General features: G+C 62.5%; 15 protein-coding genes. 9 read left to right on the forward strand and 6 right to left on the reverse strand.

Annotated features, from left to right (window positions below):
- The 3 genes from M0954_RS09145 to mpl form a co-directional block, all read right to left on the reverse strand.
- Positions 1-1,135, reverse strand: a 1,135-nt coding sequence (locus M0954_RS09145; protein WP_297352763.1) for an RNB domain-containing ribonuclease, incomplete at its 3' end; no start/stop codon positions are given.
- 138 nt (positions 1,136-1,273) lie between these two features.
- A complete protein-coding gene (locus tag M0954_RS09150) occupies positions 1,274-1,873 on the reverse strand; it encodes a YqiA/YcfP family alpha/beta fold hydrolase (RefSeq protein ID WP_133892432.1) in 600 nt (199 codons plus the stop codon).
- Entirely contained in the window at positions 1,870-3,306 is a 1,437-nt protein-coding gene (mpl, locus tag M0954_RS09155; protein WP_297352765.1) for a UDP-N-acetylmuramate:L-alanyl-gamma-D-glutamyl-meso-diaminopimelate ligase, read from the reverse strand. Before mpl ends, M0954_RS09150 begins: the two co-directional genes overlap by 4 nt.
- 209 nt (positions 3,307-3,515) lie before the next feature.
- Here mpl and M0954_RS09160 point away from each other — a divergent pair, with 209 nt between their 5' ends.
- From M0954_RS09160 to M0954_RS09200, 9 genes are all read left to right on the forward strand, one after another.
- A complete protein-coding gene (locus M0954_RS09160) occupies positions 3,516-4,169 on the forward strand; it encodes a UDP-N-acetylmuramate--alanine ligase (RefSeq protein ID WP_122152579.1) in 654 nt (217 codons plus the stop codon).
- Positions 4,170-4,179: 10 nt separating this feature from the next.
- The gene (locus M0954_RS09165) at positions 4,180-4,731 is read left to right on the forward strand and encodes a redoxin family protein (protein WP_122152580.1); all 552 of its coding nucleotides are present in this window, start codon (positions 4,180-4,182) and stop codon (positions 4,729-4,731) included.
- 194 nt (positions 4,732-4,925) lie between these two features.
- On the forward strand, positions 4,926-5,381 hold the full coding sequence (gene aroQ / locus M0954_RS09170; RefSeq protein ID WP_074262516.1) for a type II 3-dehydroquinate dehydratase: 456 nt from the start codon (positions 4,926-4,928) through the stop codon (positions 5,379-5,381).
- Positions 5,382-5,451: 70 nt separating this feature from the next.
- Positions 5,452-5,916, forward strand: coding sequence for an acetyl-CoA carboxylase biotin carboxyl carrier protein (gene accB, locus M0954_RS09175; RefSeq protein ID WP_122152581.1), 465 nt, complete (start codon positions 5,452-5,454; stop codon positions 5,914-5,916).
- Between the two features lie 116 nt (positions 5,917-6,032).
- Positions 6,033-7,400 (forward strand): acetyl-CoA carboxylase biotin carboxylase subunit, encoded by a 1,368-nt coding sequence (accC, locus tag M0954_RS09180; protein WP_123384868.1) that lies wholly within the window; start codon positions 6,033-6,035, stop codon positions 7,398-7,400.
- Between the two features lie 3 nt (positions 7,401-7,403).
- On the forward strand, positions 7,404-8,306 hold the full coding sequence (prmA, locus tag M0954_RS09185; protein ID WP_297352767.1) for a 50S ribosomal protein L11 methyltransferase: 903 nt from the start codon (positions 7,404-7,406) through the stop codon (positions 8,304-8,306).
- Positions 8,307-8,354: 48 nt separating this feature from the next.
- Positions 8,355-9,590 (forward strand): DUF3426 domain-containing protein, encoded by a 1,236-nt coding sequence (locus M0954_RS09190; protein ID WP_297352769.1) that lies wholly within the window; start codon positions 8,355-8,357, stop codon positions 9,588-9,590.
- Between the two features lie 82 nt (positions 9,591-9,672).
- Positions 9,673-10,173, forward strand: coding sequence for a thiol peroxidase (gene tpx, locus M0954_RS09195; protein ID WP_074262521.1), 501 nt, complete (start codon positions 9,673-9,675; stop codon positions 10,171-10,173).
- 142 nt (positions 10,174-10,315) lie between these two features.
- The gene (locus M0954_RS09200) at positions 10,316-11,254 is read left to right on the forward strand and encodes a carbohydrate kinase family protein (RefSeq protein WP_297352771.1); all 939 of its coding nucleotides are present in this window, start codon (positions 10,316-10,318) and stop codon (positions 11,252-11,254) included.
- A gap of 148 nt (positions 11,255-11,402) precedes the next feature.
- Here M0954_RS09200 and M0954_RS09205 read toward each other — a convergent pair whose 3' ends face one another.
- From M0954_RS09205 to M0954_RS09215, 3 genes are all read right to left on the reverse strand, one after another.
- Positions 11,403-11,984: a histone H1-like DNA-binding protein gene (locus M0954_RS09205; RefSeq protein ID WP_122152586.1), complete on the reverse strand. Its 582-nt coding sequence runs from the start codon at positions 11,982-11,984 to the stop codon at positions 11,403-11,405.
- A 30-nt stretch (positions 11,985-12,014) separates the two neighbouring features.
- Positions 12,015-12,332 carry a hypothetical protein gene (locus M0954_RS09210; RefSeq protein ID WP_297352773.1) on the reverse strand — a complete coding sequence of 106 codons (318 nt, stop codon included), beginning with the start codon at positions 12,330-12,332 and terminating at the stop codon, positions 12,015-12,017.
- 102 nt (positions 12,333-12,434) lie between these two features.
- Complete coding sequence (locus tag M0954_RS09215; protein ID WP_122152588.1) at positions 12,435-13,691, reverse strand: ribonucleotide-diphosphate reductase subunit beta; 1,257 nt, start codon at positions 13,689-13,691, stop codon at positions 12,435-12,437.
- Between the last annotated feature and the right edge of the window lie 544 nt (positions 13,692-14,235).

Genomic DNA, 14,235 nt, shown 5'->3' on the forward strand with positions numbered 1-14,235 from the left:
GCGGATATTCGCCGCTGCCGGCGGCAAGCGCCTCTTCGGTGACCAGTTCGTCGAGCGTGTTGTGGCGCAGGTTGCTCTTCACGAACACACGCTCGGCGCGTGTCTCGCTTGCGACAATCTCCTGCGTCTCGCGATTGACGATCACATACAGCGAGAGCGCCGGCCGCAGGCCGCCTTCCGCAAGCGTGAACGCTTCGACGACGCTGTCCGGCAGCATCGTGATCTTGTCGCCCGGCATATACACCGTCGACAAACGCGTGCGGGCAATGCCATCCACCTCGTCGCCGCGCGCGATACCCAGCGCCGGCGCGGCGATATGCACGCCGATCCGCACGCGCCCATCCGCGAGATCCTCGACCGAGAACGCATCGTCGATTTCGGTGGTGGTGACGTCGTCGATCGAGAACGCCTGGACATCGGCTTCCGGCAGATCCTCGGGCAGGGCGCCGACCGTCACGGGGGCAAAACCAGTGCCGTGCGGGAAGAATTCCGACAGGAAGCGTGCTTCATGCAACGCGCGCGCCGAAGGAATACCACCGCATTCGAGCATCAGACGCGCCTGCGAAATGCCGCGCGCCGCCGCGGCCGCTTCGAGCGCCTTGTATTCGATGGTGTTCTTGTCAGGCTTGGTCAAGAGGCCAAGCGCCTTGCCGGCGAAGGCTTCGGGCAGACGGCCGGCCTTCAGCTCTTCTTCATACTCGGCTTGCACCAGCCCCTGCTGACGTTTGCGCTCGAGCGCGGCAAGCGCCAGCTTGAGCTGCTCCTGCGGCGCGCGCTGATACTGGCCGCGGCCCTTGCGACGGAAGTACACCGGCGCGCTGTGCATGCGCAACACCAGTGCCGCCCGCTCCACCGGACCGAACGACGCACCGAAGTAATCGGCGCCCAACGTCGCAAACGGGAATTCATCCTCTGGCGCGCACTCCCACAGGAAATCCAGATCGATCTCTTGCGCGGCCGCGTCGGCCTGCTGGATCAGATCGCCGGCGCTTGGCTTCTCGAATTCGATCAGCACGTCTTTCGACCGCACCTTCGTGCGCCGGCCGCCCGGCAGCTCCACCTGGAATGCATCGCCCTGGCGCGACAGCACGCTGCCCGCCTTGAAATTGCCCGATTCCTCGAAGAAAACGTTCACTCAATACTCTCGTTCTGACTTGCATCTGCCGCAGCGCCTGGCGGTTGAATCCGGCCTGCGCGTCGGCAACGTGTTCGTGGTGGTAGATCCGCCGCGCTCATGCTGGGCGCCGGCGGCATGAATCAATGCATCAACGGGTCAGGCCGCCGCGCGTGGCGCCGGCGGCTCCAGATCCTCTGCGTCGCAAAAGGCCAGCACGTCGTCGACGTACCGCTCGAATTCACTGATCGCGTGGTCGCTGCCTTCGATCAGCGTCGTGCGTGCGCCCGGATAATGGGCGAGCATCTCGCGGTAATCGAGCACTTCGTCGCCGGTCGCAGCAATCAAATAATAGCGTTCGGGCCGCGTGATGGCAGCGACCCCAAGTGCGCGTAGTTCGTCCAGATGGTGCGGCTCGACGACGATGCTGCCGCCGCCGTGCCACAGCGGCTGCTCGCCAAGATACTCGCTGAGATCGCGTTGTGGCACGACCGCCGGGTTTAGCAGGACTGCGGGCCAGCCGTGTTTTTCCGCCAGATGCGTAGCGAAATAGCCGCCCAGCGAACTGCCGATCACGGTCACCGGCGCTGCTGCCTTAGCGGCCAGCGATTCAGCCAGGGCGATGGTCTCGAGCGGCGACACCGGCAGCATCGGGCAGCACCATTCCGCCGAGCGGCCGAGTTCGGCCAGACGCGTAGCCATCACGCGTGCCTTGAACGAATTCGGTGATGAGCGGAAGCCGTGCAGATAAAGGATCACGCCTCGCCCCGCTCGGTTGAATCGGGACGTGCACCCGGCCGTGCCTTAGCCGGCCGCTCAGAGAGCGCATCGAGCAGCTTCTGGTGGACACCACCAAAGCCACCATTACTCATCACCAGCACCTGATCACCGGGCTGCGCGGCCGCCGCTACCGCTTTGACGAGCGCATCGAGGTTGCCGAAGGCCTGCGCCTTGTCGCCGAGCGGCGCCAGCGCCTCGCCGAGATTCCAGCCCAGCGCGTCACGCCCGGTGGGCGCGCCATAACCGAATACCAGATCCGCGTCTACGAGACTCGCGGGCAATTGCGCCTTCATCACACCGAGCTTCATCGTGTTCGAACGCGGTTCCAGCACGGCCAGGATGCGCGTGCGTTCGCGGCCGACGCGTGTCCGCAGACCGGCGACGGTCGTTTCGATGGCGGTGGGATGATGCGCGAAGTCGTCGTAGACCGTCACGCCGTCGACGCTGCCGCGCACTTCCATCCGGCGCTTCACATTGCGAAAACTCGCGAGCGACTGCGTGGCCTGCGCGGGCGGAACGCCCACGCTGCGCGCCGCGGCGATCGCCGCGATCGCGTTCAGGCGGTTATGTTCGCCCTGCACCTGCCAGTCGACCACGCCGACGCGCGCCCCGTTGTGATACACGGCGAAACGCTCGTCGACAGGCACGCCGTCTTCAGCCGGCAGCGCCTCCCAACCGCCCTGCACGCCGAAGCGCTCCACTTCGCTCCAGCAGCCACGCGAGAGCACCCGTTCGAGCGCATCTTCGCGACCGTTCGTGACAATCCTCCCAATGCCCGGCACGGTGCGGACCAGATGGTGGAACTGCGTCTCGATAGCGGCGAGATCGGGGAAAATGTCGGCGTGATCGAACTCGAGGTTGTTCAGAACCGCCGTGCGCGGCCGGTAGTGGACGAACTTCGAGCGCTTGTCGAAGAAGGCCGTGTCGTACTCGTCGGCTTCGATCACGAAGAAGCTCGAATCGGTCAGCCGCGCCGAAATGCCGAAGTTCAGCGGCACCCCGCCGATCAGAAACCCCGGGTTCAAGCCAGCGTCTTCGAGCAGCCAGGTGAGCATCGAACTCGTGGTCGTCTTGCCATGCGTGCCGGCCACTGCCAGCACCCACTTGCCGTTCAGCACGTGCTCGCCGAGCCACTGGGGGCCGGACACATAGGGCAGGCCGCGGTCGAGAATCGCTTCCATCAGCGGATTGCCGCGCGAAACCACGTTGCCGATCACGAACAGATCGGGGTTCAGATCGACCTGCTCCGCGCCATAACCCTCTATAAGACGAATCCCCTGGGCCTCGAGCTGCGTGCTCATGGGCGGGTAGACACCGGCGTCGCAGCCGGTCACCGTATGCCCGGCGCCGCGCGCGAGTACCGCGAGACCGCCCATGAACGTGCCGCAGATGCCGAGGATGTGGATGTGCATAAGCCTGTCGTGCCGCGCGGGCGTATTTGCGTGGGAGGAGATGCGCAGGAAGGGCCGAAAAGGTCCGTCTGCAAAGGACGCTATTGTAACCGACGCCCTTCGAATGCCCTACGCAGCGCGGACGCGCCCAGCCGGTCTGGCCCACCGGGCGGACTGCACGCCGGCCCAGCGCGGAAAGGCCGCCCTTCATTCTCTAGTATGATTGTGAGATGGCTCGCAAATCACATTTCGATCCGCTGCGGGTACGCGAGGAAATCGCCATCGCCGCTGCGCGGATGATCGCCGAGGATGGTCTGGACTACTCGACGGCCAAGCGCAAAGCTGCGCGGCAAGTCGTCGGGGAGACACGTGTTGCTGGTGAATGGCTGCCAGATAATGACCAGATCGAGGAAGAAATCCGCGAGTACCAGTCGCTTTTTCAAGGCGACAGCCAGCCGATGGTGCTACGCCGCCTGCGCGGCGTAGCACTCGACTGGATGCAGCGGCTCGCTCCCTTCAACCCCTATCTGACGGGCGCCGTGCTCAACGGCACCGCAGGCGAGCATTCGGATGTCTATCTGCAAGCGTTCTGCGACAACCCGAAAGACGTCGCGATCTATTTCCTCAACGCCAACGTGCAATACGACGTCTCCGAGACGCGTCATTTCGCGGGCCGCGGGTACGTCGAAACGCTGAGTTTCCTGTGGCGCCCAGACCGGGCAGCGTCTGGCGACGGGCCGGTCGGCATCCACGTCGCGCTATACGGCACCGACGACCTGCGCGGCGCGGTCCGTGCCGATTCGCGCGGCCGCCACGCCCGGGCGAGCGCGCAGACCGTACAGGCGTTGCTCGACGAAGGCGGCATCACCTCCCCCAACAATTGATCGAACACTCATGAAGACCAAACTGATTGTGGCAAGTGCTTTCGTAGCGTTAATCGCAGCGGGTACAGGCGTATTCGCGGGCCACAGCCTGCTGAACGCAGGCGGAGTGGACGTCGCAGAGGCGGCGCAGCCAGCGTCGCAAAGCGCCGTCGCCCAGTTGTGGGCAGCCCCCGTCACCAATGCCGATGGCAAACCGCAATCGCTCAGCCTGCTCAAGGGACACCCGGTGGTGATCAACTTCTGGGCTTCGTGGTGCGGGCCGTGCGTGGAAGAGATGCCGTCGCTTGCCCAGTTGCATCGCGAATACGCGAAGAAAGGCATCGAGTTCGTCGGACTTGGCGTCGATTCGGACAAAAACGTGAAGGCCTTCCTGCAAAAGGTGCCGGTGGACTACCCGGTCTACGTGATCGGTTTTGGCGGTGCGGACCTCGCCCGGGCCTTCGGCAATAATGCGGGTGGCTTGCCGTTCACGGTCGTGATCGACGCCAAAGGCAACGTTCGCTCGACAAAATTAGGGCAAATCCAGCCGAACGAGCTAAAACACACGCTCGACGCGCTCTGAATTTGACATTCGCCTAACGGTTAATTGCCGCCCGAACCCGTCGGATTGGGCGTAAATTGCATAAAATTGCGGGAAGATGCGCGTACGGACGGTCCGTCGAAGGCCGTCCAGATCAAGCCACGTGCGCGTGAAACTAGACAAGTTTCTCTAATCAGCGCTAAAGTGCGCCCAACTCCACGGAAATAGAAGCGACCATGACGCGACTGCTGGTACTGCACGGACCCAACCTCAACCTTCTCGGTACCCGGGAACCGGAGGTCTATGGTCACGTGACACTGCCGCAGATCGATCAGGCGCTGGCCGACCGTGCAACGGACGCCGGTGTCGAGCTCGCGTCGTTCCAGAGCAATCATGAAGGTGCCCTGGTCGATCGCATCCAGTCCGCACGGATCGAAAAAACCGATTTCATTCTGATCAATCCCGCCGCGTACACGCACACCAGCGTGGCGGTTCGGGACGCACTGGCGGGGGTCGGCATCCCGTTCGTCGAGATTCATCTGTCGAACGTGCATCGTCGCGAACCGTTCCGGCATCACTCGTATTTCTCCGACCAGGCCGAGGGCGTCATTTGCGGCCTCGGCTGGAAGGGATATCTGTACGCGCTCGAATTTGCGCTGGACCGGCTCGCCGCCGGCTCGTCGCGCGGCTGATTCCAACAAACTACTTTTAGCCGGCAGGCAACGCCGCCGGCACTTCATGTATTGAAAGGGGATGTGCCCAATGGATCTACGTAAACTGAAGACTCTGATCGACCTCGTCTCCGAGTCCGGCATTTCGGAACTGGAAGTGACAGAAGGTGAAGGCAAGGTTCGCATTGTCAAGAATGCGCCGCCGGTTTACGTCCAGCCGTCCGCGTCCTACGCACCGCAGTACGCCGCTCCGGCGCCAGTCGCGGGCCCTGCAGCCGAAGCACCGGCTGCTCCGGCCACGCCGGCCCCGGTTGCACAGCAAGGCCATGTAGTGACCTCGCCGATGGTCGGCACGTTCTATCGTGCGCCGTCGCCAGGTGCCGAGGCGTTCGTCCAGGTGGGCGATACGGTCAAGGAAGGCCAGACGATCTGCATCATCGAAGCGATGAAGCTGCTCAATGAAATCGAGTCGGACAAGTCCGGCGTGGTCAAGGAAATCCTCGTCGACAACGGCCAAGCCGTCGAATACGGCCAGCCGCTGTTCGTGGTCGGCTAACGCGGCACGCTTTGCGTTTGCCGTCCGCGCGCCTGCTGGAACGGGGTGCGCGACCGATCCTCTGAGGCAGCCGAGTTGCCCTCAACCGGCGCCCATTGATGAGTCGAAAATCCGCTATGTTTGAAAAAATTCTCATTGCCAATCGCGGCGAAATCGCGCTTCGTATCCAGCGCGCCTGCCGTGAGCTCGGTGTCAAGACGGTCGTCGTCTATTCCGAAGCCGATAAAGAAGCCAAGTACGTGAAGCTCGCCGACGAGGCCGTCTGCATCGGCCCGGCGCCTTCGAACCTGAGCTATCTGAACATGCCGGCGCTGATCAGCGCGGCCGAAGTCACTGACGCCGAAGCGATCCACCCCGGCTACGGCTTCCTCTCCGAGAACGCCGACTTCGCCGAGCGCGTCGAACAGTCCGGCTTCACCTTTATCGGCCCGCGCCCGGAAACGATCCGGATGATGGGCGACAAGGTGAGCGCGAAGCAGACCATGATCAAAACCGGCGTGCCCTGCGTGCCGGGTTCTGAAGGCGCGTTGCCCGACGATCCGAAAGAGATCGTGAAAATTGCCCGCCAGGTGGGCTATCCGGTGATCATCAAGGCCGCCGGCGGCGGCGGTGGCCGCGGCATGCGCGTGGTCCACACGGAAGCGGCGCTCGTCAACGCGGTCAACATGACGCGTGAAGAAGCCGGCCGCGCCTTCGGCAACTCGCAGGTCTACATGGAGAAATTCCTGGAGAACCCGCGGCACATCGAAATCCAGATCCTTGCCGATTCGTTCAAGAACGCCATCTGGCTCGGTGAGCGCGATTGCTCGATGCAACGCCGTCACCAGAAGGTGATCGAAGAAGCGCCGGCACCCGGTATTGCGCGCCGCCTGATCGACCGGATCGGCGACCGTTGCGCGGATGCCTGCAAGAAGATGGGCTATCTCGGCGCGGGCACGTTCGAGTTCCTGTACGAAAACGGCGAGTTCTACTTCATCGAAATGAACACGCGCGTGCAGGTCGAACATCCGGTGACCGAACTGATTACCGGTGTCGACATCGTCCAGGAACAGATCCGCATCGCGGCCGGCGAAAAGCTCGCCTTCCGCCAGCGCGACATCGTGTTCAAGGGCCATGCAATCGAATGCCGGATCAACGCCGAAGATCCGTTCAAGTTCACCCCGTCGCCGGGACGCCTGACGTCGTGGCATATGCCGGGCGGCCCTGGCATCCGTGTCGATTCGCACGCGTACAACGGCTACTTCGTACCGCCGAACTACGATTCCATGATCGGCAAGCTGATCGCCTACGGCGCGACCCGTGAGCAGGCCATCAAGCGGATGCGTATCGCGCTATCGGAAATGGTGGTGGAAGGCATTCTGACCAACATCCCGCTGCATCGCGAACTGATGCTCGACGCGAAGTTCGTCGAGGGCGGCACCAGCATTCACTACCTCGAAAACCGTCTGGCCGCAAAGCAGCAGGCCGCGCCGGAAGAGGCGTAAGCCATGAGTTACCGGGAACTGATCGTCGAGCTGGCACGTGAGCACGCGGAGGAACTGTCCGACGCGTTGCTCGAGCTCGGCGCGTTGTCCGTGTCGGTGGAAGATGCGGATGCCGATACGCCCGACGAGCAGCCGCTCTTCGGCGAGCCCGGTCTCACACCTGATCGCACGGCCTGGCAGCGGTCGCGCGTGATCGCGTTGCTGGCGACGGAACACGAGCCGGCGGTTCTGCTGACCGCTGCCGCGAACGAACTGGGTTTGAGTCCCGCGCCCACGTTCAGCGTGCGTGAAGTCGAAGAGCAGGACTGGGTGCGGCTCACGCAGTCGCAGTTCGATCCGATTCCGATCGGCGAGCGCATCTGGGTTGTGCCGTCATGGCACGATGCACCGGACCCCGACGCGCTCGTACTCGAACTCGACCCAGGTCTCGCCTTCGGCACCGGCAGTCATCCGACCACGCGTTTGTGCATGGAATGGCTCGAGCAGTCAGTTAAACCGAACCAGTCGGTGCTCGACTACGGCTGCGGCTCCGGCATTCTCGCGATCCTCGCGAAGAAGTGCGGCGCGAATCCCGTCTACGGTATCGACATCGATCCGCAGGCCGTCGAATCCGCTCGCCACAACAGCGAGCGTAACCGCGCCGAGGTCACCTACGGCTTGCCCGAAGACTGCCCGGCAGGCGAGTTCGATATCGTCGTTGCCAACATCCTGTCCAATCCGCTCAAGCTGATGGCCTCGATGCTGTCGTCGAAGGTGAAGCCGGCCGGCCGCCTTGCGCTGTCCGGGATTCTCGCGCGCCAGGCCGAGGAAGTCGCACGCGTTTATGAGCAGTGGATCGACATAGCTGTATGGCGTGAACACGAAGGTTGGGTATGCCTGACGGGAACGCGTCGGAAAAGCCATTAGAATAAGACGTATTGTCCAACCACCGGCCCTGCGGCCAATCGGCTCAATATGCTCCTGGCGACGCGCTGTCCTTTCTGCGAAACGGTCTTCCGGCTTCAGCCGGCGCAGCTCGCGCTGCGCCGCGGCCTTGTGCGCTGCGGACATTGCCAGGAAGTATTCGACGCATCGAGTGGTCTGTACGAGACCGCCGAGGGCGCCGACTTCGCCACGGCCACGCCGATTTCTCCGGCAGCCGTGACTGCCTTGAACCCGGCTCCGAGTGCGGCCCCCGCGCCGTCCGAGCGTCCGAAAGCACCGAATTTCAGCGCGGAGGCATGGGATCCGTGGGCGCCGCGCGCCGACGCGGTCATTGACCAGAGCCTGCTGCACAATGCAAGCAACCTGCCGCTGGCGCCCGTCTCCGGCAGCCTGGCGGTCACGCCGTGGCACGCCGCAGAGCCGGACGCTGCCGAACATCGGGAACCTGTATTCGCGGCCGAGCCGGAACCAGTCAGCGCGGATCACGATCATTTCGTGTCCCACGTCGCGCCCGAGGTAGAACCGGAACTCGTGCCCGAGGCAACTCCCGAAGTGGCGCCCGAGCCTGCACCGGTATGGCGGCCGCTGGAGCGTCCCGCAGACGACGAACCGGCCTTGCAAGACGCGCAGGCCGCCGCCGAAACGCTACGCACTGCTCCAGACCACGAACCCCATTTCGGCACCGCCGCTGCCGCTGCCAGCGCCACGCCCTTCGCTACCAATCCGCCAGAGGATGAAGCCGATCCGTTCCAGGTAATCCGCGAAACGCGTGCGGCCCCGCCGCGCCGCGTCGGCTGGACGATCTTCGGCGCGCTGGTCGCCTTCATCCTGTTGCTCGGCCTGCTCGCGCAGCTTGCCTGGTGGCAACGCGAACTCATCATGGTGGATTGGCCGGCCTCGCAAGTGCTCTATGCGCAGGCCTGTGCGCCGCTCGGCTGCACCGTCATGCCGCCGCACGATATTGATGGCCTGCAGGTCGAGCCGTCCGATCTCCGTCAGATCGACGGTCCGCACAAGCTTGAACTGAAGATGCCGCTGCGCAACCGCTACAACGTCGCGCTCGCCTACCCGGCCATCGAACTCACGCTGCTCGACGACCAGAACAACGTCGCCGTGCGCCGTGTACTGTGGCCGCAGGACTATGTGAAACCAGGCACGCCGATCGCAGCCGGCCTGCCGCCACGCTCGACGCAAACCATGGTCGTGCATCTGGATACCGGCAACGCGGTCGCATCGAATTTCCGCGTACAGATTTTCTACCCCTGAACACTCGCTGCAGTTTTCTTGCGCGCCCGGAACACCACGGGCGCGTTCACCGTCAATCCCTGATGAATCTTCGGAGCACAACATGAGTCAAGTCACGCTGGGTGGCAACCCGATCGAAGTCGCCGGCACGTTTCCGGCCGTGGGCCAGAAAGCGCCCGCCTTCTCGCTGGTCGGCAAGGATCTGAAGCCGGTCACGCTCGCCGATTTCGCCGGCAAGCGCAAAGTGCTGAACATCGTGCCGAGTCTCGACACGCCGACCTGCGCCACCTCCACCCGCAAGTTCAACGAAGCCGCCGGCAAGCTGTCGAACACGGCCGTGATCGTGGTGTCGGGCGACCTGCCGTTCGCGGCCACGCGCTTCTGCACGACCGAAGGCATCGAAAACGTCTCGACCGCCTCGACCTTCCGCGGTCATGAGTTCGCGCAAGCCTATGGCGTCGACGTGACGAGCGGCCCACTGACCGGCCTGACGGCGCGCGCCGTGGTCGTCATCGACGAAAACGACAATGTGGTTCACGCTGAGCTCGTCGGCGAGATCAAGAACGAGCCGAACTACGACGCGGCACTCGACGCACTGAAGTAAGCGTCCAGCACCCGGACCCGCGCCGCGCCTTTTTGCGCGGCGCTTTCGCATCCGTCGCACGGTTTGTGCGGTGCGCGAAGCGGCGCGTCCGGAGCGCCCCTCCCGTGTTTCATCTTTGCAGATTTCTACAGGACTACTCGCCTTGGCTACGCTGATTTGCGGTTCGCTCGCTTACGACAACATCATGACCTTTGAGGGCCGCTTTCGGGAGCACATCCTGCCCGAGCAGGTCCATATCCTCAACGTGAGCTTCCTGGTGCCGACGATGCGCCGCGAGTTCGGCGGTTGCGCCGGCAACATGGCCTACTCGCTGCATCTGCTGGGCGGCGACGCGCGCATCATGGGCGCGCTCGGCGCCGTCGACGCACAGCTCTATCTGGATCGCTTCGACCAGTTGGGCCTCTCGCGCGAACACGTGCTCGTGCTGGACGATACCTATTCCGCGCAGGCGATGATCACCACCGATCTGGAAAACAATCAGATCACCGCCTTCCACCCCGGCGCGATGATGCAGGCGCATCTGAATCACGCCGACGAAGCGAAGGACATCACGCTCGCGATCGTCGGACCGGACGGCTACGACGCGATGACCCAGCACTCCGAACGACTGGCCGCCGCCGGCGTGCCGTTCATCTTCGATCCGGGCCAGGGGCTGCCGCTGTTCGACGGCGCAACGCTGCGCCGCATGATCGAACTGGCCACTTACGTGGCGGTCAACGACTACGAAGCAAAGCTGGTGAGCGACAAGACCGGCTGGTCGATCGAAGAGATCGCCGGCAAGGTTGAAGCGCTGATCGTGACGCGCGGCGAACATGGCTCGCAAGTCCATCACGCTGGCGGTATCGAAGAGATCCCCGCCGTCACCGCAAAGCAGGTGCTCGACCCAACCGGCTGCGGTGACGCCTTCCGCGGCGGTCTGCTGTACGGTATCGAGAAGCAGCTTGGCTGGGCCACCACGGGCCGCCTGGCGAGCCTGATGGGCGCGCTCAAGATCGAACACCAGGGACCGCAAAACTATGCGCCCACCCGGGCCGAGATCAACGAACGGTTCAAGCAGGCATTTGGCTACGATCTGACGTAACGCCGAAGCGCCCGTGTAAACGAAACGCAGCGGGCAAAAAAAATCCCGCCGCCGGAAACCCGGCGACGGGACGGTGATTGAGCAGCGAGACTGAAGGGCTACTCAATCATCGGACACATCGAAATGTGCCTAACGACTAGTCAGCCTGTTACGGACGGCTGCCGGTCGGGAACGGCCATGCTGCAGCCGGATTCAACGCGGTCTTCACCGTAGCTGCCGGTGCTGCGCTCGTTGCAGTGGTAGCAGCAGGTGCCGGTGCAGCCTTCTTCGCAACAGCCTTCTTCGGAGCAGCAGCCTTCTTGGCAGGCGCAGCGGGGGCTTTCGCAGCCTTCTTCGCAGGGGCCTTGGCGGCCTTCTTCGCGGGGGCCTTGGCAGCCTTCTTGGCAGGCGCCTTCTTGGCAGCGGCCTTCTTAGCCGGTGCTGCCTTCTTGGCGACCTTCTTCGCTGCAACCTTCTTTACTGCTGCCTTCTTTGCCGGTGCTGCCTTCTTCGCTGCAACCTTCTTCACTGCAACTTTCTTGGCTGCAACCTTCTTCACAGCGGCCTTCTTAGCCGGCGCCTTCTTTGCTGCAACCTTCTTCGCTGCAACCTTCTTCACAGCGACTTTCTTGGCTGCGACCTTCTTCACTGCGACTTTCTTCGCAGCGACTTTCTTTGCCGGTGCTGCCTTCTTCGCTGCAACCTTCTTCACAGCGACTTTCTTAGCGGCGGCTTTCTTTGCAGTTGCCATCATTTTCTCCTTCAGGTTTTCAGATGAGAGTCAGTTCAAACTACACCCTTCGTCAAAACCCGCTTCTCGCGGACGCTTCTCAGGGCGTGCACTACGAAGCGGGCTATTCATCGGCGTACGCAGGTGCTGCGCGCTTACGCTAATGAATACGGTAAGGCGCGCCGTGCCATCGGGCACCGCGCGCCAAGTCCAGTCAGCGTCGGATTTCGACGCCGGCAATCGTTTGATCGAGCCGCCGGCCATCAGGCCAGCGGCTTTTTCCGGGGGGAAGTTTGCCCATCCCACTGAAGGGTTCGCAAAGTGCCTATCATGTTTGTGGGCCGCTAAGGCACCGGGCACGCTTTGCATCAGGCGGTTCTGCTCCTAACCATAACTGCCGCGGGCTCGGCCGGCGGCATCCCCATCAAAGAGTTCGCATTCCAACTGCGTTCGACCGCAGCGCACCCGGGATTACTCCCAGCTCAGCGCACCGCCGGTCTGATATTCAATGACTCGCGTCTCGAAGAAGTTACGTTCCTTCTTCAGGTCGATCATCTCGCTCATCCACGGGAACGGGTTTTCCTCGTTCGGGTACAGCGGATCGAGACCGATCTGCTGGCAACGGCGGTTGCAGATGAAGCGCAGATAGCTCTTGAACATCGACGCATTGAGGCCGAGCACTCCGCGCGGCATCGTGTCTTCTGCGTAACGATATTCAAGGTCGACCGCTTGCTTGAAGATTTCGCGGATTTCCGCGCGGAACTCAGCCGTCCACAAGTGCGGGTTTTCGAGTTTGATCTGGTTGATCAGGTCGATGCCGAAATTGCAGTGCATCGACTCGTCGCGCAGGATGTATTGGTACTGTTCCGCCGCACCGGTCATCTTGTTCTGACGGCCAAGCGCCAGAATCTGGGTGAAGCCGACGTAAAAGAACAGCCCTTCCATCACACAGGCGAACACGATCAGCGAGCGCAGCAGCGTCTGGTCGGCTTCAACCGTGCCGGTCTTGAAGGCCGGGTCGGTCAGCGGATGGATGAACGGAATGAGGAATTCGTCTTTCGCGCGGATCGAGGAAACCTCGTGGTACGCGTTGAAGATCTCGCCCTCATCAAGTCCGAGGGACTCGACGATGTACTGGTAGGCGTGCGTGTGGATCGCCTCTTCGAACGCCTGGCGCAGCAGATACTGGCGGCATTCGGGCGCCGTGATGTGGCGATAGGTGCCCAACACGATGTTATTGGCGGCGAGGGAGTCAGCCGTGACGAAGAAGCCGAGGTTGCGCTTGACGATGCGGCGCTCGTCTTCGGTCAACCCGTTCGGATCTTTCCACAGGGCGATGTCGCGGGACATGTTGACTTCCTGCGGCATCCAGTGGTTCGCGCAACCGGACAGATACTTCTCCCACGCCCACTTGTACTTGAACGGCACCAGCTGATTGACGTCGGTCTGGCCGTTGATGATGCGCTTGTCGGCGACATTCACGCGCGCTTCGGAGACCGCGGCCGGAGCGGCGGCGATTCCTTGAGCAGCAGATTGGGCAGCGGCACGGGCGGCGACAGGAGCGACAGCGATGTCGTTCGCGAAGATTTCCTGGGCCGAGGGAGCTTGATGAGGGGCACGCGTTCCGACTTGCGTACCGACAGCCGATCCCGAGGCGTTGCGCAACTCATTCAGTTGCGTAGCGCTCGAGGGAGTTACGGCAGTGATCTCGTCATCCCAGTTGAGCATAAATGTCACCATCAATTTAGAACGGTTTGTACCATCTTTTCACGAGCGATAAAAGAGTTCGCTGATGAAAAATCCTGTTTTCGATTCGCGTTGCGACCTTCATACAACACTTTGGTCAACAGACTGTCTCTGATACCTCATGTGAGGTGACCCAAACATGTGTTGTCGAAGTGCTTCGCTCTCTCGAGAGAACATCGAATCGAAGTGATCTCGATGCTCTGAAAACTGTGTTGTGTTGCCTGGCTTTTGCACGTCGCCTTGGCTGTTGCTAGTTCGTCAGCACGAGCAAGGCAAAGTTCAATGAGTCGTGAGAGCTGGCGAGCGCGTGTTGCTCGTATGTTGCGCGCTTCTTCGTGTCGAGCGCCTGGGCTGCCTGGTGTTGCCTGGTCGTGCGTGCAGCTGTTCGTTACTGCTTGTTGCTGTTTCCTGATGATCGCAAGACAAGTGCCCGGTCGAAATCTGGTCGACGCCTGGTGAAAACCAGACGTCGACCCTGCACGATTACTGGCAAGCCTCGCACTCGTCGAAGCCAGGATCGCCCGGA

The sequence above is a fragment of the Paraburkholderia sp. genome, assembly GCF_026225065.1.
GTDB lineage: Bacteria > Pseudomonadota > Gammaproteobacteria > Burkholderiales > Burkholderiaceae > Paraburkholderia.